This is a genomic window from Actinotignum inguinis, from assembly GCF_051265835.1.
GTDB classification, from domain to species: Bacteria; Actinomycetota; Actinomycetes; order Actinomycetales; family Actinomycetaceae; genus Actinotignum; species Actinotignum timonense.
In genome coordinates this window covers 63,137-83,848 of sequence record NZ_JBOZDP010000003.1, presented here as the reverse complement: position 1 = coordinate 83,848, position 20,712 = coordinate 63,137, and the positions used below count along the sequence as shown (strand labels likewise).

Annotated in this window: 14 protein-coding genes; 10 read left to right on the top strand and 4 right to left on the bottom strand. The window is 61.6% G+C overall.

All coding sequences use genetic code 11. The features are described 5' to 3' along the window. Positions 1–46: 46 nt before the first annotated feature. Positions 47–946, bottom strand: coding sequence for a DUF4862 family protein (locus ACRQFC_RS02985; RefSeq protein WP_284896736.1), 900 nt, complete (start codon positions 944–946; stop codon positions 47–49). Continuing rightward, the gene (locus ACRQFC_RS02980; protein ID WP_284883359.1) at positions 947–2,428 is read right to left on the bottom strand and encodes an MFS transporter; all 1,482 of its coding nucleotides are present in this window, start codon (positions 2,426–2,428) and stop codon (positions 947–949) included. Positions 2,429–2,719: 291 nt separating this feature from the next. Between ACRQFC_RS02980 and ACRQFC_RS02975 the strand changes: the two genes are divergently transcribed. Then, positions 2,720–5,143, top strand: a complete 2,424-nt coding sequence (locus tag ACRQFC_RS02975) for a sialidase family protein (RefSeq protein ID WP_284883358.1) — start codon at positions 2,720–2,722, stop codon at positions 5,141–5,143. An 81-nt stretch (positions 5,144–5,224) separates the two neighbouring features. After that, complete coding sequence (locus ACRQFC_RS02970; protein ID WP_284883357.1) at positions 5,225–7,462, top strand: sialidase family protein; 2,238 nt, start codon at positions 5,225–5,227, stop codon at positions 7,460–7,462. Between the two features lie 268 nt (positions 7,463–7,730). Here the strand turns inward: ACRQFC_RS02970 and ACRQFC_RS02965 are convergent, their stop codons facing one another. Then, on the bottom strand, positions 7,731–8,684 hold the full coding sequence (locus ACRQFC_RS02965) for a PfkB family carbohydrate kinase (RefSeq protein ID WP_026428554.1): 954 nt from the start codon (positions 8,682–8,684) through the stop codon (positions 7,731–7,733). A gap of 239 nt (positions 8,685–8,923) precedes the next feature. Between ACRQFC_RS02965 and ACRQFC_RS02960 the strand changes: the two genes are divergently transcribed. The 5 genes from ACRQFC_RS02960 to ACRQFC_RS02940 all read left to right on the top strand — a co-directional run bounded on the left by ACRQFC_RS02960 (position 8,924) and on the right by ACRQFC_RS02940 (position 15,025). Then, positions 8,924–9,913, top strand: a complete 990-nt coding sequence (locus ACRQFC_RS02960; protein WP_284883356.1) for a bifunctional riboflavin kinase/FAD synthetase — start codon at positions 8,924–8,926, stop codon at positions 9,911–9,913. A gap of 51 nt (positions 9,914–9,964) precedes the next feature. Beyond that, positions 9,965–10,345: a phage holin family protein gene (locus ACRQFC_RS02955; RefSeq protein WP_026428556.1), complete on the top strand. Its 381-nt coding sequence runs from the start codon at positions 9,965–9,967 to the stop codon at positions 10,343–10,345. A 291-nt stretch (positions 10,346–10,636) separates the two neighbouring features. Then, positions 10,637–10,906 (top strand): 30S ribosomal protein S15, encoded by a 270-nt coding sequence (rpsO, locus tag ACRQFC_RS02950; protein ID WP_016442511.1) that lies wholly within the window; start codon positions 10,637–10,639, stop codon positions 10,904–10,906. Positions 10,907–11,180: 274 nt separating this feature from the next. Beyond that, a complete protein-coding gene (locus ACRQFC_RS02945; protein ID WP_284896737.1) occupies positions 11,181–13,619 on the top strand; it encodes a polyribonucleotide nucleotidyltransferase in 2,439 nt (812 codons plus the stop codon). Positions 13,620–13,711: 92 nt separating this feature from the next. After that, positions 13,712–15,025, top strand: a complete 1,314-nt coding sequence (locus ACRQFC_RS02940; RefSeq protein WP_284896738.1) for a M16 family metallopeptidase — start codon at positions 13,712–13,714, stop codon at positions 15,023–15,025. Between the two features lie 42 nt (positions 15,026–15,067). Here the strand turns inward: ACRQFC_RS02940 and ACRQFC_RS02935 are convergent, their stop codons facing one another. Further along, positions 15,068–17,098, bottom strand: a complete 2,031-nt coding sequence (locus ACRQFC_RS02935; RefSeq protein WP_284896739.1) for an ABC-ATPase domain-containing protein — start codon at positions 17,096–17,098, stop codon at positions 15,068–15,070. Between the two features lie 37 nt (positions 17,099–17,135). Between ACRQFC_RS02935 and dapB the strand changes: the two genes are divergently transcribed. The 3 genes from dapB to ACRQFC_RS02920 all read left to right on the top strand — a co-directional run bounded on the left by dapB (position 17,136) and on the right by ACRQFC_RS02920 (position 20,694). After that, on the top strand, positions 17,136–17,882 hold the full coding sequence (gene dapB / locus ACRQFC_RS02930; protein WP_284896740.1) for a 4-hydroxy-tetrahydrodipicolinate reductase: 747 nt from the start codon (positions 17,136–17,138) through the stop codon (positions 17,880–17,882). Positions 17,883–17,891: 9 nt separating this feature from the next. After that, positions 17,892–18,800, top strand: coding sequence for a 4-hydroxy-tetrahydrodipicolinate synthase (gene dapA / locus ACRQFC_RS02925; protein WP_284896741.1), 909 nt, complete (start codon positions 17,892–17,894; stop codon positions 18,798–18,800). Positions 18,801–19,017: 217 nt separating this feature from the next. Then, entirely contained in the window at positions 19,018–20,694 is a 1,677-nt protein-coding gene (locus tag ACRQFC_RS02920) for a ribonuclease J (protein ID WP_284896742.1), read from the top strand. The last annotated feature ends 18 nt before the right edge of the window (positions 20,695–20,712 follow it).

Genomic DNA, 20,712 nt, shown 5'->3' with positions numbered 1-20,712 from the left:
TCGGGTGACGGCGCGGGGTGATGCACGCGCTAGCGATAATGTGCGGTTAATTCGCTACCGCGGCACGGTGGATATGCTCGAGCATGGCCACGCGCTCGGGCAGGGAAGCATTGGCCGGCACGCAGATCTTGGCACCCAGATACTGCGCCCCGCCCTCGCGAGCGGCATTGGCGCAGCGGGTGATTTCCTCCGCCGTCATAATCGACGTCGGCTCATCAGCCCGCGAGGGGAGATGCCCATCAATCCAGGAGTAGCCGTACTGGGTTTCTGCCGGGCCCGCCCCGGAGAACATGAGGCCGGCGAGCACACCCGCCTGGGCGCAAGCCTCGATATGCGCGAAAGCAGTATCCGCGCTGCGTTCCTCAAGTGCGGAGCGGCCCCAGTTAATGTGGATACCCAGGCCCAGCTCCTGGCAGATGGCGATTTCTTCCTCGAGAGGAAGGAAGCCCTTTTCCGGAGCTTGACCTTCGATATAGCGGTCACAATGCTCAATCACGGGAACTGCCCCGGACCAATCCCACTCCGATAGCTCGGCAAGGGAGGCGCGGAAAGCTGCGCCGTCGGCCTGCTTGGTGGGGGCCGAATGGAGCTGCACCTTCGTGATGACGGGGCGGCCACTGAGCTGAGCGAGAGAAGCAACGGCGTCGCGAATCTCGCGTGCGAAAGCGAGAGCGGCCGCGCGGCCCTCCTCATCGGGGGAGGCCAGTCCGAAAGCCGAGTTCTTGCCGACGTTCTGCATGGTGCCAGGAATCGCGGTAATTGTGTTAAGCGTCCAGTGCGGGGCGATGATGTCCGCGATGGCTTTGGCATCGCTGGCGAGGACTCCGGGGAAAGGAATTTCGATTCCGGAGATCCATTCCTGCTCCGCCAGCAGACGATAGTAGTCAGGTTGCAACGCGGGTTCGGGGAGCGATGCATAAGCCCCAACAACGAAGGGGAGTGTCATTTATTTTCCTTCCAAAATAATTTCGTCGTCGCCGTCCTCGGGACGAACGGCATCGGCATTTACCAATTCTTGCAGGCGGCGCGGAATATTGGCACCGATAGAGATCATGACGATGGCGGCAAAACCGACGGAAAGAATAGCGAGTGCCATACCGAGGGACACCTTGGCCGCAACCGCGGCGCCGAGAACCGGGCCAACCGCACCGCCCAGAGCACCGACGTTGTAGCTAAAACCAAGGCCGGCAGCGCGCTTGTCCACCGGGAAGTAGCTGGATACCCACTTGGGGAGCAGACCGGAAATGCCCTGTCCGAACATCTGCTGGAAGAAGAGCAAGGCAGCGACCAGCACCACATATTCGCCGCCCTGCATGAAGAGCGGGAAGACAATTGCTTGGGAAAGTAGCAGCGAAATAACGTACCAGCGGCGCATCCCGAAGCGATCACCGGCGAAGCCCGCGATAATGTACCCGCACGCGTTACCGAGCCCGGCGAAGGACACCACATTCGCAACCAGCTTCTGATCCATACCCACACCCTGGAGGTAGGTCGGCAGCAGACCCTGAATCGGCCAGGTGTACATGAAGGAGGCGAAAATCGTCACCATAATGGCGATGCCAATAACCCAGCGGTTCGGGTCGAACTGGATAATGAAGTAAATGAAAATAACCGCGCAGATGAGCCCCAGCGCGGTGATGACGACGCCGCCGGACACGCTTTGGGTGAAGATAAGAAGCAGCGCAACGGAGGCAATAATCACCGCGGCGTAATTGACGAACTTGAGCTTGCCACCAAAAAGAACGGAAAGCATGTCGTTCTTTTCAACGTGTCCCTTGTTCTTCGCTTCTTCCCAGTCGTTCGCTTCGGGGAGGGTTTTGCGCATGTAAATCGCGATGGCGATGGGTACCACGCCGGTGAGGAAGAGGGCGCGCCAGCCCCAGCCGGGATGGATGGAATCAACCCAAGTGACGAAGTATTTATCGACCTGAGCTGCCGCAATAACCCCGAACGCGTAGCCGGACAGGAGGAAACCGGAAGCCTTATTGCGCATATGGCGCGGCCAGGATTCGATGACGTAGGCAGCTGATGCTGAGTATTCACCGGCCATCGCAAAGCCGATGATGAGGCGCAAAACGAAGAGAATCCAGAAATTCGGGGCGAGCGCGCATGCAATGGATCCGAAGGCAAACATGAAGATGGAGAGGATCATTGCGGGCTTGCGGCCGTACCGGTCACCAATGGCGCCCAACACCAGACCACCGAGCCACCGGCTAATAAAGGCGGCAGAAATGAGCGAAGCGCTTTGGACCAGGGAAAGGTCAAATGTTTCTTTGATAGCGGGAAGAGCGAAGGCGATGAGCACGAAATCGTAGCCATCCAGAAGTACGCCTAGCCAAGCGGCGAAAAAAGCTTTCCAATCTTCACGCGAAAGATACTGGTACCAGCGCTTTGGTCGGGATGTTGTTGGGGAATGCGGCTCACTCATATCGGTGCCCTTCCTGAGTATTTCATCATTGAAAATAGTTGTTGAACTTCGGTTGTCTGACAACGGGAATAAACTACGCTCATGCTTTGAGCTGCGCAAGCGATGGTTAAGAAATTACTCAGTGCCGTCCTTGTGCAAAGTGAAATGACATTGCTAACCTGTCAGACAATTGGTGAATTAGTCACAGCGTCCCCGCGTTTGCGTTCTCTTTGCCAAGGGGAAAATAAATACGATAAACCCGCGATATTGCGGGATTCCCGCCATGATGTGGTGGAGGGAGAAGGAGACCTTATGGGTCATATGCGAGAAAAAATTCAGAGCCTTGGCGTTGCCGGTGCCCTCGTGGTCGCGGGCGGGCTTGCCGCCGTGGTTCCGGACGCCTTGGCCGATACTGAGGGGGCAGTTTCTGGCGCCATTATTGATATTGACAATCGTTATGAACAAGCTGAGGGTGATCCCGGCCAGGACCTTGGCGCATATATTGGAAAAGTGAAAAATCTCACTGAGGGTGCGGTGGCGGTAACGTTCTCCACAACCCAGGATTCCGGTTCCGCGGCCCTCCTCAGTGCATCGAATTCCACGGAAGAGTCCACGAATCTCACCCTCGCGCTGCGGCACGGCCATCTCTACTGGGAAGTGCGCAATGAACCCGAATCCGGGAAAGGATGGTTGGCCAAAGCCGATGCTGAAGATGCCGGCCCGGTCAATGACGGGCGCGAGCACACGGCAGTGGTGAACGTGACGGGGGAGAATACCGCCCTCTACCTGGACGGGCAGCAGGTCTTTTCCACTACCTCGACGAGTTTCTTCGATGATGTGGACGGCCTGGATTCGCTGCGCCTCGGGGCTAACTATGACTCCCATGGGAAACAGTGGGGATTCGCGGGAACGGTGAGCCGGCTGCGGGTCTTCGATACTCCCGTCACGCCCTCCGAGGTGGCGCAACTTTCCCCCGCACCTGAACCGATCCTGACGGTGGCCGATTCCCGTGCGGAGGTGCCGGAAGCGGTGCGAACCGCCGCAGGTAAAGGAAAAATCACCTACCTCTACGATATTGACCCGCAGACAAGCGCAAGTGCGGCCCTGTGCCGTGGTGAGACCTCCGTTCAGGAACTTTCGGTGAGCGAGGATGATCTCAGCCTGGCCCAGGGAGGGGAGCGAATCTCGATTCCGGGTACGTGGACCCAGTCCGCGCAGACAAGTGTCGCCGTCGTCGTTGATGGTGACGCAAGTAAGGTTTACGCCAACGGAACACTCATCGGACGTAAGAATCTCCCCGCACATTCGTTAAATACGATCAACAACGTGGTGCTGGAACATGCCCGCCTGCGCGTCTTTGACGGTGCTCTCAACGATGCTGAAGTCAAGACTCTGAGGGGGTATAGCAACCCCGGGGAATTCGCCCTTTTTGATAGTGGATATGAGGGTGCGGCGAGCTACCGGATCCCCGCGTTATTGCGCACACGCCAGGGAACTTTGCTCGCCACAGCTGACCAGCGCGTGCCGAATGCCTATGACAGCCCGAATGATATTAACCTCGTGCTGCGCCGCTCAACGGATAACGGGAAAACCTGGTCGCCGCTGCGCACGCTGGTGAATCTTCCTGGAAGCGGGAAGCAAGCGGCCTCGGTTATCGATTCCTCGATGGTACAGAACGAAAAAACCGGAAGGATCACGCTGCTTGTTGATCTTTATCCGGGCGGGGTGGGCCAACCGAATAATCATGTGGGAACCGGAATGAACCCGGATGGTTCCCTCGCGTTGAGCAGCGCCACCGGTACCACTTTTGCCCTCAAAGACGGCGTTGTTACGGATACGCAGGGCGGGCGCACCGATTATGCGGTGGCGGAGGACGGCACCGTTACCCTCAAGGGCGAACGCGTCAATAATGTGTACGATCCGCTGTCGCAGAAGGTCCCCAACGGCTTATATATGCAGCCCACCGCGTACCTGGTGGAGATGCACTCGGATGATGACGGCGCCACCTGGAGCGCACCGCGGCACCTCAACAACCAGGTCAAAGAAGACTGGATGAAATTCATTGGCACCAGCCCCGGGTCGGCTATGCAGATCCACGGTGGGGAACACGATGGACGCTTAGTTGTTCCGATCTACTATTCAAACGCGGTAGCAACGGTGTATTCCAGTGCCGTTGTTTATTCTGACGACGACGGCGCCACCTGGCAGCGCTCCACTTCCCCGAATGATGTGCGGGTCTTCAACGGCGGGGCGATCAACTCCCAGACGGTGCGGCAGGGGAGGGCCTCCCTCCATGAATCCGCCGTGGTGCAAACCGGTGAGAACGAACTGACCATGTATATGCGAAATTCGAATCCGGGCGGGCGTATCGCGGTGGCGCGTTCCACGGACGGCGGGGCAACATGGAGCGCTCCCGAATTTGATAAGAACACCCCCGATATTTTCAGCTTGCCGGCAGCGAAGAACCTGTCTGGGCATACCAACGAGGTGCTCTTCGCTAATGCCTCGGCTCGCTTGCCCTTCCGTGGCCAAGGCGTGCTGCGCTACTCAAATGATGGTGGCCGGACCTGGAAGAATTCGCGAACCTTCCAGGCGGGGCGGTACGTCTACCAGGCCATGGTGGAGCTGCCCAACGGGAATATCGGGCTGCTGTGGGAACGTGAATGGCAGGGCCTCTACTACACGGAAGTTCCGCGAGCGTGGCTGCTCGATTACCCTGCTCAGCTCATCAAATAACGCCATATAACGCAATAAAAATAATAAAGGCGCACCATGTACACGGCAGTGTCGCAATGATGCGAAAAGAAAGGAAACAACATGGATAAGGCGACGGTTGGTGTGAGCTGGATGTTCCAGTTCCGCGCCGGGATGGATGGCGATCTCGTTGCTGTTCGCGGAGCGGAAAAGGGCTGGGTGCTCTCAATCAAGGCCGGGAGCTTATTCCTAGCCGGATCGAATGAGACGATGGAATTTGCCCTGGATATGGAGGATACCGCAACGGTGAGTGACCGTACCTGGCACACCGTGGCAATTACCTCCAGCTCCGCCGGTGCGAAAATCTACCTGGATGGATACCAGTGCTTCTCCACAACCGCGGACCTTTCTCCGGCAGCGGTACCGGGATCAAGCGCCCTCGAGAGCGTGTGCGCTCCGGGAACCGATATTCGCGGACTAGAAAGCTATGACCATGTTCTCAGCAGTGGCGATATTCTGGCCCTCAGTCCGGCCCCCGAACCCCTGATTGAGTTCGCGGCCTCCCACCTCTCCGACTATGACGTGGCCGATGTGGCAGAGCTACGCGCGGGCAGCGTGTTTTTGCGCTACCGGGTGCGCGGGCCGGGGCAGCACGGAACGATGCTCGCGGCGGCCGGTAACGGCGTTGAGCAACTGAATGTATCGGTGACCGAACGCGGTATCGAATATCGGGTGCTAGGCCAACGGGGCGAATGGCGCACCTTCCTCGCCGAAGGCCACTGGGATGAAGGCCGGTGGCATGATGTGGTGCTGCGCGTGGGGCACGGCGCCGTTCAGATTTACGTGGATGGCTTCATGGAGGCCCACCTGCCCGGTCAAGCCTTCTTTGATGCGGTTTCGGCTTGCGATGAGATCGTTATCGGGCAGGACACCGCCGGTTCGCGCCTCTTCGGCGAAGTGCGTAATGCCGCCGTGTATTCTACGATCCTCAATGATGCGCAGATTAAGAAGCTTTCTTCTGTTCCGCCGCTGGAAACCCAGTGTCTGTTCGATGCCGGGTTTCACAACTCGGTAAGTTACCGGATCCCCTCGCTTATCACCTTGCAATCGGGCGTCGTCGTCGCGGGTGCTGATCAACGCGAAACGATTGCTAATGATTCACCGAATTCTATTAACTTCACGATCCGGCGTTCCTTCGACAGTGGGGAAACCTGGGAAGATCTCCAGACGGTGCTGACCTATCCGGGACACGGGGCAAGCGGTGCTTCCGTGATCGATTCCTGCGTGGTTCAGGATAAAAACACCGGGCGCCTTATTGTGCTCATTGATCATTTCCCCGGTGGGATGGGGCAGCCAAACGCGGAAGCCGGAATCGGCCTCGATAGGGACGGGAATTTCATCCTCCACGATGGGAACGGGGCGAGCTTTACCTGGCTCCCCGACGGCAGTGTTATCGATGCCGAAGGCCAGGCGGCACCCTACCGAATTTCCCGCCGCGGCGACGTGACGGTGCTAAGCGACGGGGCGGAGACGCCGGGAGGGAACGTTTTCCTTGCCGACGGCGAAGACCCGCACCAGACCTTGCTGACGAAGCGCACCTGCTACCTTCAGATGATTTATTCTGACGACGACGGCGCCACGTGGTCGGCGCCCCGTAACCTCAGCCACGAGGTGAAAGAAGAGTGGATGTCCTTCTGCGGTACCTCCCCGGGGAATGGAATTCAGTTGGAAGGTAAGAAGCACCGCGGGCGGCTCGTGATGCCGATTTACTTCAACGGTGTGCACACCACGTACTTCTCCGCCGCGGTCGTCTATTCGGACGACGGCGGGGAAACCTGGAAACGCGGCGCATCCCCCAACGACGGGCGCATCTTTGAGGGGCGCCAGATCGAGGGGCGCACGCTGGATACTGAAAAAGCTGCAACCCACGAATCCACCCTTATCGAGCGAGCTGATGGCTCTGTGCTTATGCTCATGCGCAATCAGCATCCGAGCGGGAAAATCGCGGCCAGCATCAGCGAGGACGGCGGGGAAACATGGGGCGACGTCTACTTTATTGATGCCATCCCCGAGATCTTCTGCCAGCCCAATGCGGTGATGTGGCCGACCGTAGATTGCCCCGAACGGGTGATCTTTGCGAACGCTGCTCAGCTGCGCCCCTACCGGGGACGTGGCGTGCTGCGCCTGTCGGAAGACGGAGGCCGAAGCTGGATTGCCTCACGCACCTTCAACCCGGCGCATTATGTGTACCAGTGCATGGCGATTATGCCCGATGGCGATCTCGGTTTGCTCTGGGAACGCGAGATGCAGGGCTTGTACTTCACGAAGTTGCCCCTCAGCTGGATCAACGCGGCGAAGTAAGCGCTGAGTAGGCGCGACGTGGCTGCTACGCAGGCGTGAATAGCCGTAATGTAACGGCTAGCAGTCGCGACGTGACTGCTCAATAGTCGCGAAGTAATAGTTCGGACAATAACGGTGGCGCCCGCCGCTCGGGATATTCCCCGCGGCAGGCGCCACCGTTGTTCTGTTAGCACGCGTGCGCGCCGGTGCGCGCTTTTGCGCACTCGTGCACACTCGGCAGGAGCGCGCTCATATCCGGGATGCCGGCAGTTTTCCTAACGCATTATTTTTATCGCAGCGCCGGATCACCGGTGCGGACGGTGTCAACCTCCGCGGGAGTGGGGGAGTAGGCACCGTCGTGGCTGACGGTTAGCCCCGCCGTAATAACCGCCTGGTGCAGGGCGGGGCGCACGTCGGAGAAGTGGGCGGCGCGCAGGCGCTGCTTGGCTTCCACCGATCCGAGGAGCCCGGCTTCCAGCAGCCCGGCCAACATCCCGGCCATGAAAGAATCACCGGCGCCCACCGTGTCGCCCAGCTCCACATTGAGCGGATCGACGACGAGCATATCGCGCTCCCCGGCCAGCTTGACATAAGCACCCCACGGCCCGCGGGTGACCACCACCATGCCCGGCCCGGAGGTAACCCACCGGCGCATAATTCGCTCCACCGGTTCACCCGGGTAGAGCCATTCAAGATCCTCATCGGAGGCCTTGACCACATCGCACAGCGCCACCAGTTCCTCAATGCTCTCCCGCACCTTTTCGGGAGAACCCATAAGATCCGGGCGGGCATTGGGATCGTAAGAGACCGTGCCGGTCAGTGCCTGGCGCTTGACGGCGCGTAAAATCTTCTTGCTCGAGGCACCCACCACCGCAGAGTACGAGCCGCAGTGCAGGTGGCCCACCGTATCCGGATCCGGGATCTCGGGGAAGTCCGATTCGACGTCGAATTCATAACGCGCCCGGCCCTCCGCGTCGAGGAAGGCGCTCGCGGTAGTGGTGCGGCTGGCGCCGTCCGACCCGGGGACGATCTCCACACCCATAGCGGCGGCCTGCGCGGCAATCCGTTCCCCGCGCTCATCACGCCCGAACCAGGTAGCGAGCTCCACGTGCTGACCGAGCCGGGCGACGCCGGATGCCACATTGAGAAGTGAGCCGCCCACGACCTCGGTGCCGGGTCCGCTTTCTCCCTCACGGATAATGATGTCCACAAGCGCTTCACCGGCGCTCACAAATCGTGCCATTGGTGCCTCCCATCGCCACAGCTGTTCTGCGCGCAGGCCCGGGGCACCGTAACCTGGCTGCCCGACGCTGCGCACGCTTTCTTCGCACACCAGTTTATCTGGAAAATCGCGGTGATTTTGGGGCATACGGGGCGCGGAAGACCCCGCCCCGTGGCATAAAAATGTCAAGTCCGGGTGCGCAAAAAATTCTGGTTTTTGCGCGGGTGGGATAACGGGGCGAATAAGCTACCCTGGAGAACGTGCAGATTTGGACATCTCCTTCAGATATTTCGCCGGATTTTGACCGGAGCGTCGTGACTTTCGGGGTGTACGACGGCGTCCACCGTGGGCACCGTGCCGTGCTCACCCGCGCCGTTGATATTGGCCGGGAACTCGGCTGGCCCGTTATTGTTCTCACGTTTGATCCCCATCCGGCCACCGTCCACCGCCCCGAGGCCCATATTCGCCTCGTTATGAGCCTGCAAGATCGTATTAACCGCATTGAAACGCTGGGTGTGGATGCGCTTTACCTTCAGCATTACGACGCCGCCTACGCCCGCGCCACCGCCGCAGAATTTGTACGGGACCAGCTGGTGGGCCAACTCCGGGCCGGCTTCGTGGTGGTCGGGCATGATGCCCGATTCGGGGCGGGGAACACTGGGGACGAGGCGATACTACGCTCCCTCAGCACGGAGCTGGGTTTCGGCGTGGAAATCGTAGGTGAGCGGTGCGATGCGGCGGGGGAACGGTGGTCCTCCACCCGGGTGCGCGCCGCGCTCGCCACCGGCAACGTTGATCATGCCGCGCAGATCCTGGGGCGCCCGCACCGTATCCACGGCACCGTGGTACACGGGGCGCGCCGCGGACGCGAATTGGGATTCCCCACCGCCAATCTCAGCGGGGAGGACCTGGGTGAAGTTCCGGCTGACGGCGTTTACGCAGGGTGGCTGGTGCGCCGCGTGCCGGGCGGCAGCGCTGAAGAATACCTCCCGGCCGCCATCTCCGTGGGCACCAATCCCCAATTCGATGGCCAGGAACGCACCGTGGAAGCCCACGTGCTCGGGCGTAGCGACCTCAACCTCTACGGGGAGCCCATCAGTATCGATTTCGTCTCCCGCATCCGCCCCATGCTCACATTCGGATCGGTGGACGAACTGCTGGCCCGCATCGACCTTGACGTTTTAGAAACGGCGGATCGTCTGGGTGTTCCTCCCGCCGGCCGCGTCCCACCCGGCGCCGTGCAAGCCTAGCGCCGCCTGCACCGTCAGCAAACAGCGGGCCGCATTCGCTAGGGTAGGTGCATGAGTACATTCGCTCTTCGCGTCGCCATCAATGCTGTTGCGCTGTGGGTGGCCACGCTCCTCATTCCCGGTCTGGCAATGGTGGGGGAGGCCCCCGATACGCTCCGTCTTATCGGATGGTTCGTGGTGGCTGGCCTCATTCTTGCCATTCTCAACGCGGTCATCCGCCCAATCTTGAAATTCCTGTCTTTCCCGCTCTATATCCTCACCCTCGGGCTATTCTCCCTGGTGATTAACGCGGCGATGATCTCGCTTACCGCCTGGGCCTCCCAGGGCTTGGCGGTGCACCTGGTGGTGGGCAGCTTCTGGGCGGCGCTCTTCGGCGGGATTGTGGTCTCCCTCGTCAATATGGTGCTCAGCGGCTTCGTGGACCGCTCGTAGCGCCCCGCCAGCCCCACCGTCGGGTCAGTCCCGTCAGGCCCCACCTCCGACCCGTTGTAAATGCCTACCGCCCGGCCTGCCCCGTCAGCTCCGTCAGTCCCACCGCGCGGTCACCACCACCGACTGGCAAAGGGAAAGCGGGGAAGGCCACACCCGCACTGGCGGATACGCCAGTGCGGGGCGTCGTCGCCGTGTGCTAGAATTTTCAGGCCGTTTACATCGGCCACGGTAGCGTCATGCCTGGGAGAACATGCCCCGGAGCTCCGTGCAACGGAAACTAAGGAGAATCGCATGGCCCTCAAGCCTGAAGAAAAGCAGAAGATCATTGCCGAATACGCCACGCACGAGGGCGATACCGGTTCCCCCGAAGTGCAGGTGGCCCTGCTCTCGGCTCGTATTTCGCAGCTGACGGAGCACTTCCGCTCGCACATCCACGACCACCATTCGCGTCGTGGCCTCATGCTTCTTATCGGCCAGCGCCGCCGCCTTCTCAGCTACCTCGCTGAGGAAGATATCGAGCGGTACCGGTCGCTGATCGCACGCCTCGGCTTGCGTCGATAAGTACTTCAAGCGGCTCGGGTTTCATCCCGGGCCGCTTTCCGTATGCCCGCAGGCGTGAGAAGTGGCTCAGCATCGCCGCAAGTGAACTGTGCGCGGCGCTCAGCTGCTTACTCGGGCATTACGATAGACAGGGTGCGGTGCGCCTACGCACCCCAACATGTGGAGTACCGCGAACGTGGTCTTCGGTGATGGTTGACGAAGGCGGGAACGCTAGGGCCCGTTTTCGTGAATTACCACTGATGGCCGCCTCGCGGCCGAAATAAAAGGAGGTCCCGTGGAGGGTCCCAATATTCATAGTGTGGAAGCCGTTGTTGATAACGGCTCCTTTGGAACACGTACCATTCGATTCGAAACCGGGCTGCTAGCCCAGCAGGCCAACGGCGCCGCCCTGGCCTACCTGGACGGGGAAACCACCGTTTTCTCCGCCACCACCGCCTCGAAAAGCCCGAAGGAACACTTCGATTTCTTTCCGCTGACGGTGGACGTGGAAGAACGTTCCTACGCGGCCGGTAAAATTCCCGGCTCCTTCTTCCGCCGCGAAGGCCGGCCCGGTACGGACGCCATTCTGGCCGCCCGCCTCATCGACCGCCCGCTGCGCCCGCTTTTTACCAAGGGCATGCGTAACGAAGTGCAGATCGTGGAAACCGTGCTCTCCATCCACCCGGATGATGCCTACGACGTTCTTGCGATCAACGCCGCATCCCTGTCCACCTCGCTGACGGATCTGCCCTTCGCCGGGCCGGTTGGCGGCACCCGCGTGTCCCTCGTGGACGGGCAGTGGATCGCCTTCCCGCGTTGGTCGGAAATGGCGCGCGCCACCTTCTCCATGGATATTGCCGGGCGCATTGTTGGGGACGACGTCGCCATCACCATGGTGGAGGCCCAAGCTCCCGAACAAACGGAAGCGAACGTGGCCACCGGTGGTATTGCCCCCACCGAAGAGGTTATTACCCAGGGTCTGGAAGCTGCCAAGGGCGTTATCCGCACCCTCTGCGAAGCGCAGCTCAGCCTCATTAACGAATGCGGGAAGCCCACCGCGGACTACCCCTTCTTCCCGAATTACACTGACGCCCAGTTTGAGGCCGTCGGGAATGTTCTCGGTGATCGTTTCAACACTATCCTCGGGATTGTGGACAAGGTGGAGCGCGATACCGCGCTCAATGACCTCACCGATCAGATCGTTTCCGAACTGACGGTGCCCGCCGATGCCCAGTTCAACCTGGAAGAAGACGGCCCCGGGCTCGCTGCCGCGGTCAATGACCACTTCAAGGAAGTCATGCGCCGCCACGTCCTCACCGAAAACGTGCGTATGGACGGGCGCCGCCCCACCGATATTCGCTCGATATCCGCGCAGGCCGGCGTGCTGCCGCGCGTGCACGGCTCGGCGATCTTCCAGCGTGGCGAAACCCAGATCCTCGGGGTGACCACCCTCAATATGCTCAAGATGGAGCAGCCGCTGGATAATCTTTCCCCGATTACCCACAAGCGCTACATCCACCACTACAACTTCCCGCCCTACTGCACCGGCGAAACCGGGCGCGTGGGCAGCCCCAAGCGCCGCGAAATCGGGCACGGGCATCTGGCCGAAATGGCGCTGGAATCCCAGCTGCCTAGCCGCGAGGAATTCCCCTACGCGATCCGCCAGGTCTCCGAGACGATGGGCTCGAACGGCTCGTCCTCCATGGGCTCCGTGTGTGCCTCCACGATGTCCCTGCTCAACGCGGGTGTGCCGCTCAAGGCCCCGGTTGCCGGTATCGCCATGGGCCTCATCTCCGCTCAGATCGACGGGGAAACCAAGTACGTGACCCTCACCGATATTCTCGGTGCGGAAGACGCCCTGGGCGATATGGACTTCAAGGTGGCCGGCACCCGCGACTACGTGACCGCGCTGCAGCTGGACACCAAGCTGGACGGCATCCCCGCGGAAGTCCTCTCCGCCGCGCTGTCCCAGGCCCGTGACGCCCGCCTGGCCATCCTCGATCTCATGAACCAGGCCATTGACGGCCCCGATGAGATGGCGCCTACCGCCCCCCGTATCCTCACCGTGAAGATCCCGGTGGATAAGATCGGCGAAGTCATCGGCCCCAAGGGTAAGATGATCAACCAGATCCAGGAAGATACCGGCGCGGAAATCACCATCGAGGATGACGGCACCGTCTTCATCGGTGCTGCCGACGGCGCTTCCGCGGAAGCCGCCCGCGACACCGTCAATTCCATCGCCAACCCGCAGCTCCCCGAAGTGGGCGAACGCTACGTGGGCACCGTGGTCAAGACCACCACCTTCGGCGCGTTCATCTCCCTCACCCCGGGCCGCGACGGCCTCCTCCACATCTCCCAGATTCGCCGCCTCGTGGGTGGCAAGCGCGTGGAGAACGTGGAAGATGTCCTCAACGTGGGCGACAAGGTCGAGGTCGAAATCGGCGAAATCGATGATCGCGGCAAGATCTCCCTGGAAGCGGTCGTTCCGGAAGGCGAAGCGAACGCCGAAGCGGAAAGCTCCGATCAGGGCGATAACGGCGCTCACGGCGAAGCGGAGGAGAGCGCCCCGCGGCAGCCCCGTGCGCGTTCCCGTTCGCGCCGGCGCAGTGAGTCCTCGGCGCCCAGCGCGCCCTCGGCAGACGACTCCGATGCTGACTCCAGCTCGAGCCGCGGTTCGCGTGGAAGTCGCGGCTCGCGGCGGCGTCGTCGCACCGTCCACACGGACGAAGACTAAAACCCGCGTCCACGGGCGCTAAGGCATAGTGAACTCCCCGAATGTTTCCGGACGTTCGGGGAGTTTGCGTAACTATCCAGAAAAGTATTCCCATGATGTATAGCGAACTGCCCCTTCCGCTTAACGCGGGCGCCAGTCTCAATATTGACGACGACGGCGCACTCCTACGCCGCACCGTCCTCCCCGGCGGGCTCCGTGTCCTCAGCTACCGCCTGCCCCATATTCACTCCACCTACGTCAGCATGTGGGTGGGCGCCGGGTCTCGCGACGAAGTGGCCGAAACCCAAGGATCCACCCATTTCCTCGAGCACCTGCTGTTCAAAGGCACGAAGCGGCGCAGCTCCCTCGATATTTCGCGAGAAACGGACTACCTGGGCGGGGGATTCAACGCGGCCACCTCGAAGCAATACACCCACTATCACGGCCATATTTTTGACGAGGACCTACCCCAGGCCATCGATATCCTCGCCGATATGCTCACCAGCGCGACCCTCAGCGCCGAAGATTTCGCGGTGGAACGCGGCGTTATCCTCGAAGAACTCGCCATGTATGCCGACGACGCTACCGATACCGCCATGGAAAAAATCCCGCAGTTGGTCTTCGGGGATCACCCGCTGGCGCGCCCCGTTGGGGGAACGGCGCAGACGGTGCGGGCCCTCCAACACGAGGCGCTCCTCGAGCACTATCACGGGGTCTATCATCCCGATGAGGTGGTGGTGGTTGCCGCGGGCGCCGTCGATCACGACAAGCTATGCGAACTGGCGGTGGAGGCGCTGAGCGCCGGAGGCTGGGACCTGAGCACGGAGCGCGATGCTCACCCGCGCCGTATCGCCCCGCCTATCGTCTATCAGGAAGCACGGGAGCTGCACGTTCCGAAAGAAGTGGAGCAGGCGGCGGTTATCGTGGGGATGCCGGGGCTGAGCTTGACCAGCGAGGACCTGCCCACCTTGCTCGCCCTCAATGCGATTCTGGGCGGAGGAACCTCCTCGCGACTCTTCCAGGAAATTCGGGAACGGCGCGCCCTGGCCTACTCGACCTATTCCTTCCCGATCAGCTACCGCGAAGGCGGCATGTTCTGCCTGGCGGCCGGCTGCGCCCCGCATAATGTGGGCACCGTGCGCGAGCTCATGATGACCGAATTGGATCGCCTCGCCCGCGACGGCGTGAGCGAAGAAGAAACGGAATCCGCCTTCCGGCGCCTGCGCGCCGATATTGTGTTCGACGCCGAACGGGTGGGCACCGCCATGACTCGACTCGGCACCTCGGAGCTGGTGCGCGGCAGCCTCATTTCGCATGAGGAACACCTGCGCCGGGCTCGCGCCGTGCGCGCCGCAGATATAAACGAGCTGGCCCGCCGCATTGCGGCAGGCCAGCGTTCGTGCGTAACCGTCGGGCCGGAGAACTAGCGGGCGCTCCGCTGGGCCGCTAATTCTCCGGTCGGTTTCCGGCTATTCGGCGTACTCCGGGCTGGGCGCCGACGGGGCGCTGTCACTCGATGGTGCGGACGGGGCAGACGGAGCACTGGGTGCGGAGCCCGCACTTGGGGCGGACGGCGCGGCCGCCCCAGCCTCCGCGCCGTCCGCTTCCCTCGCATCCGCCGCGGGCTCGCTCGTGGCCGGTTCGCCCACCGGGGCGTGCACCACCTTGAGGGTGCGGTAGCGGTTGAGCGCCGCGGCAATATCCACCGCGCGCGGCCGGGCCAGGAAGGCCGGTTTTTCGCCGGCCCCCAGGGCATCCAGGCCGTGCGTGGCAATGGTCTCCTCCAGCCGCGCAATACCTTCCGGAACGGTGTATTTGCCGCGCAGGCACAGGGCACGGGTGGGGTCGGTCAGGGAGCGAATCGCCCAGGCAATCGCAGCGGTCTGGCCCGGATCCACAATCTGGGGCACATCGCTGAGATCAATATCAGCGCGATCCAGAGAAATAAGATCCACCCCGCGCGACTTCGTTTTCGCCTTGACTCCGTGGGCCTTGAGGGGGAGCGGGTAGCGCGGCGCCGGGTGCGTAAACTCGGCAATATCATTGCGCTCCCGCGGGTGCGCCGCGGCAACCTCCCGGGCCTGCTCCGTAACATCGTGGCACACATAGTGGTCCATGAGGAGCACCCGATCCGCGGCATCCAAATAATCGCCCGAGCCACCCATGACCATAATGGTGGAAATACCGGCGCGCGCCATACCAGCAATCCGATCCACAAAAGGCGTAATTGGTTCCTGGTTTGCCGGCACCAGGGCACGCATCCGCTCATCACGAATCATAAGATTGGTGGCCGAGGTGTCCTCGTCAATAAGCAAGACCCGCGAACCGGCCTCAATGGACTCGGCAATTGCGGCGGCCTGCGAAGTAGAACCCGAAGCATTCTCGGTGGAAAAATCAGTGGTATCTGTGCCATCGGGCAGGGAATTGATGAAAGCGGAAACATCCACACCGGTCACCCAGCGTCCATCGGCGGCACGCACCTTCACCGCGCTGGGATCCATGGCGACCAGCTCGCGCCCATCCCCGGGAATATGTGGGTAAACACTGCGCTCCAACGCGGAGAGCAGCGTGGACTTGCCGTGGTAGCCCCCGCCAACAATCACCGTAATACCCGGAATAACCGGCATGCCGGTCACCTCACCGGCATGGGGCAGCTGCACGCTTTCGCGCAAATTCTCCGGGCTGGAGAAAGCAATGGCGTCACTCAAAGGTAGATCGGAAATACCCGACCGGCGCACCAGTACTGCGCCGTCGTTAATAAAACCAATCCAGCCGCGCTCCCGAATCACGTCCTGAAGGGCGAGATAATCCTCATACGTTTCCACATGTTTACGTAACGCGTCCAGGTGAGCCGCGAATTCTTCCCCTTCGGAGGAGAAATTGAGCGTGGCTTCGATGATCTCGGGAAGGTACTCATCGGCGGTTTGGGCCATGGCATGCCCGAGGATCGTGCGCCCCTGCGCTGGGAAATGGCATTGGAAACGCAGCTCTACGTGATTGGCGAAAACGGTAGCGCTGGAGCGCTCCAGAATTTCTTGCCCCACTTTCGCGATGGAAATATCGCGAGAATGGCGGGCGCGTTCCGCAAAAGTACGGGCCAGGAAATCAGCAACAGCCAGGCGCTGCTCCGGAGTGGTGAGCAAATCAGCGGGAATCCCCACCTTCGCCGGATCGGCCGTCACCCGCAGCGCGGACGGCGGGGCGTAGGGATCGGATTGCACCCGATCAATATGCACCGTGTACATGCCGTAGTCGTAATCGCCGATAACAGACTTGTAGGCAGGGTAATTGCGTCCGTCCAGTTCGTGGAGGCGGTCGATAAGGTCGACGTCGTCTCCTTCGACCCGCGCAAATTCGCGCCGTTCACGGGGCGCCCCGCCCCGCCTACCCCGACGGTCATATTGGCGATCCCGGCTCCCGCGCGGGCCCCGGCCTCCCCGGTAGTCCCGCCCGCCGCGGGCATCGTAACGTTCCGAGCTGTGCTCATATCCAAAACTCATAACACCTAGTCTATCCAGGCCACGTAGCATGGACGGTATGACTATCAACGTAGCTGTGGTGGGAGCGGCGGGACGGATGGGGAGCACCGTGTGCACCGCCGTCACCGCCGCCCCCGATATGAACCTGACCGCCCGGATCACTAAGGACGATCCCATCAACGCCCAGACCCTGGCGGGCGCTACCGTGGGAGTGGACTTCACCGTTCCCGATGCCACGGAAGATACCGTGCGAGCCCTCCTGACCAACGGCTGCCACGCCGTCGTCGGGGCAACAGGATGGACCCCGGAAAAAATCGCGCGTATTGAGGCCGTGGCCAAGGAAACGGGGCGCCATGTGCTCATCGCCCCGAATTTCGGTTTGAGCGCCGTGCTCACCATGATGTTCGCGGAAATGGCCGCCCCGTATTTCGAATCCGTCGAAGTGGTGGAAATGCACCATCCCGATAAAGTGGATGCTCCCTCGGGAACGGCGCGCGCCACCGCGGAGAAAATTGCGGCGGCCCGGGCGGCGGCCGGATGCGCACCCGCCCCCGATGCGACCTGTGGGCCGGCGCCCGCCCGCGGGGAGAAAATTGCAGGCATCCCGGTACACGCGGTGCGCTTACGGGGCCTGAATGCCCACGAAACGGTGCTGTTGGGTAACCCGGGCGAACAGCTCACTTTGCGCCAGGATTCTTTCACCCGCGAATCGTTTATGCCCGGAGTGCTCCTCGCTATCCGCGGCATTGACCAGCATCCGGGCGTGCAGGTGGGATTAGAGCAGTATATGAGCTGGGGACGATAGGCTGAGCCCATGGACGAGCACACTTTGCCTTCACGCAGTTTCGGATCCGTCAGCGTTGCGATGGTGACCCCTTTCCATGCCGACGGCTCCTTGGATGTTGATGCCGCGGTGGCGCTGGCCACCACCCTCGTGGACCAGGGGTGTGATGCCCTGCTCCTCTCGGGCACCACCGGGGAATCTCCCACCACGCACCAGCCCGAAAAAGATGTACTGGTGCGGGAAGTGTGCGCGGCGGTGGGGGATCGCGCCAGGGTCATTGCCGGTGCCGGTTCTAATGACACCGCCCACGCCGTGCGCATTGCCCGCGGTGCCGAAAAAAGTGGGGCGCAGGGGCTGCTCGTCGTCGCCCCGTATTACAACCGCCCCTCCCAAGAGGGCGTGTACCAGCATATTTTGAACGTGACGGAAGCAACCGATCTGCCCGTCATGGTTTACGACATCCCGGGGCGCACCGGGGTGCGGCTCGAACTGGATACGCTGCTACGGCTAGCGGAGCATCCGCGCATCCTCGCCGTCAAAGATGCCACCGGGGACGTGGCGGGCGGTTTCGTGAAAATGGCGCGTACCGGCCTGGAGTATTACTCGGGGGACGACGCCCTCAATTTCGCCTGGCTCGCCCACGGTGCCTCCGGGGTGATTTCGGTGGCCGGGCACGTTATTGCGGCGCGCCTGCGAGCCCTGGTGGAGCAGGTCGATGCCGGGGATCTGCCCGCCGCCCGCCGGGAAGCTGCCGCGCAGCGCCATATTATTTCCGCGATTATGGGCAGCGGCCAGGGCGCCGTTATGGCCAAAGAGGCGCTCAAGCTCCTCGGGATTATCCCCTCGGCAACTCTGCGCCTACCCCTGGTGGGGGCCTCCGCGGCGCAGATCGCGGAACTGGCAGAAGCGCTGCGCGCCGAGGGGCTCCTCGCGGATTAAACGGTGCGGGCACGGCGGCAACGGCGGCGGGCGCCCCGTGCCGCGCCGTGCCCCGCCGCCGCAACAGGGTGGCGGGACCCGTGCCGCGCCGTGCCGTAACGAGGTGGGGCTCCCCGTGCCGCGCCGTGCCCCGCCACCGCGGACTAGCAGGCCGCCAGTTTTACGCCCGGGCATGAAGCACCTATGGAAGCGCCCCGCTTCGTGAGAGAATACAGGGGTGAGTGATGAAGTGAAGAAATCTGTACCACCGCTGCGGAACGCCGTTCGTATCGTCCCCCTAGGTGGGCTCGGTGAAGTTGGCCGCAATTGCAATGTTCTTGAATACCAGGGAAAACTGGTGGTTGCTGATTGTGGCGTGCTGTTCCCCGAAGAAGCCCAGCCCGGTGTTGATCTTATTCTCCCTAATCTTGACTACCTGGAAGATCGCCTCGAGGATATTGCCGCCATCGTGCTCACCCACGGGCATGAGGACCATATCGGGGCGGTGCCCTACCTGCTGAAAATGCGCCCGGATATCCCGGTGATCGGCTCCCAATTGACCATTGCTTTCGTGGAGGCGAAACTCCAGGAGCACCACATCACCCCGAATGTCACCGTGGTGGCCGAAGGGGATTCCATGAGTATCGCGGGCATGGAATTTGAGTTCATTGCCGTCAACCATTCCATTCCGGATGCGCTGGCTCTGTTCATCCGCACCCCGGAGGGCAATATTCTCATCACCGGTGATTTCAAGATGGACCAGCTCCCGCTGGACGGGCGCCTCACCGACCTTCGTGCTTTCGCGGCGGCCGGGGATGAAGGCGTGGACCTGTTCATGTGCGATTCTACCAACGCGGAAATCCCCGGTTTTGTGCATTCCGAATCAGAAATTCAGCCGGTGATCGATTCGGTGATCGGCGGGGCCACCGGGCAGATCGTCGTCGCCTCCTTCGCCTCGCACGTGCACCGGGTCCAGCAGGTCCTCAATGCCGCTGCCCACAACGGGCGCAAGGTTGCCTTCGTGGGCCGCTCCATGGTGCGCAATATGAAAATTGCGGAGGACCTGGGGTATTTGGACGTGCCAGAGGGCACCGTCGTCGATCTCAAAAATATGAAGGACCTGCCCGAAAACCGCCGCATCTATATGTCCACCGGCTCCCAGGGCGAACCCATGGCGGTGCTTTCCCGCATCGCGAATCGTTCCCATCCCAAGGTGGCAATTAATCCCGGCGATACGGTGCTACTGGCCTCCTCCCTCATTCCCGGAAACGAAAATTCGGTGTTCCGGGTGATCAACGGGCTTATCAAGCTCGGCGCGAATGTTATCCACCAGGGAAATGCGCGGGTGCACGTATCGGGGCACGCCGCCCAGGGCGAATTGCTCTACTGCTACAACATTTTGCAGCCGGCCTACGCCATGCCCATTCACGGGGAGGTGCGCCACCAGGTCGCTAATGCCGGTGTCGCGGTGAAAACCGGGGTGCCTGCCGATAATGTGATTCTGGCGGAAAACGGTTCGGTTATCGATATGATCGACGGCGAAGTTCGCCTTGTCGGTTCGGTTCCTTTCCAGAATATTTACGTGGACGGCTCCTCGGTCGGGGATATTACCGAATCCGAACTCAAGGACCGCCAGATCCTCTCCAACGAAGGCTTTATTGCTATTTTCGCGGTGGTGGATACCAATGCGCGGCGCATCGTTACCGGCCCGCACCTCCAGGCGCGCGCCATGGCCGAAGATGAAGCCGTTTTTGACAGCATCACTCCGGAAGTCACGCGTGCCCTGGAAGAAGCCGTGGCGAAGGGCTCGGATAGCTACGGGATGCAGCAGGCCATGCGGCGCGTGGTGGGGCGCTGGGTCTCGCGCAAACTGCGCCGTTCGCCCATGATTATTCCGACCGTCGTGGAGGTGTAGTCCCCCTCGCATGCGGCG

Excerpts from the sequence above, each read along its gene's own strand:
- ACRQFC_RS02985 (WP_284896736.1), bottom strand. The coding sequence starts at position 946 with ATGACACTCCCCTTCGTTGTTGGGGCTTATGCATCGCTCCCCGAACCC.
- ACRQFC_RS02980 (WP_284883359.1), bottom strand. The coding sequence starts at position 2,428 with ATGAGTGAGCCGCATTCCCCAACAACATCCCGACCAAAGCGCTGGTAC.
- ACRQFC_RS02975 (WP_284883358.1), top strand. The coding sequence starts at position 2,720 with ATGGGTCATATGCGAGAAAAAATTCAGAGCCTTGGCGTTGCCGGTGCC.
- ACRQFC_RS02970 (WP_284883357.1), top strand. The coding sequence starts at position 5,225 with ATGGATAAGGCGACGGTTGGTGTGAGCTGGATGTTCCAGTTCCGCGCC.
- ACRQFC_RS02965 (WP_026428554.1), bottom strand. The coding sequence starts at position 8,684 with ATGGCACGATTTGTGAGCGCCGGTGAAGCGCTTGTGGACATCATTATC.
- ACRQFC_RS02955 (WP_026428556.1), top strand. The coding sequence starts at position 9,965 with ATGAGTACATTCGCTCTTCGCGTCGCCATCAATGCTGTTGCGCTGTGG.
- rpsO (WP_016442511.1), top strand. The coding sequence starts at position 10,637 with ATGGCCCTCAAGCCTGAAGAAAAGCAGAAGATCATTGCCGAATACGCC.
- ACRQFC_RS02940 (WP_284896738.1), top strand. The coding sequence starts at position 13,712 with ATGATGTATAGCGAACTGCCCCTTCCGCTTAACGCGGGCGCCAGTCTC.
- ACRQFC_RS02935 (WP_284896739.1), bottom strand. The coding sequence starts at position 17,098 with ATGAGTTTTGGATATGAGCACAGCTCGGAACGTTACGATGCCCGCGGC.
- dapB (WP_284896740.1), top strand. The coding sequence starts at position 17,136 with ATGACTATCAACGTAGCTGTGGTGGGAGCGGCGGGACGGATGGGGAGC.
- dapA (WP_284896741.1), top strand. The coding sequence starts at position 17,892 with ATGGACGAGCACACTTTGCCTTCACGCAGTTTCGGATCCGTCAGCGTT.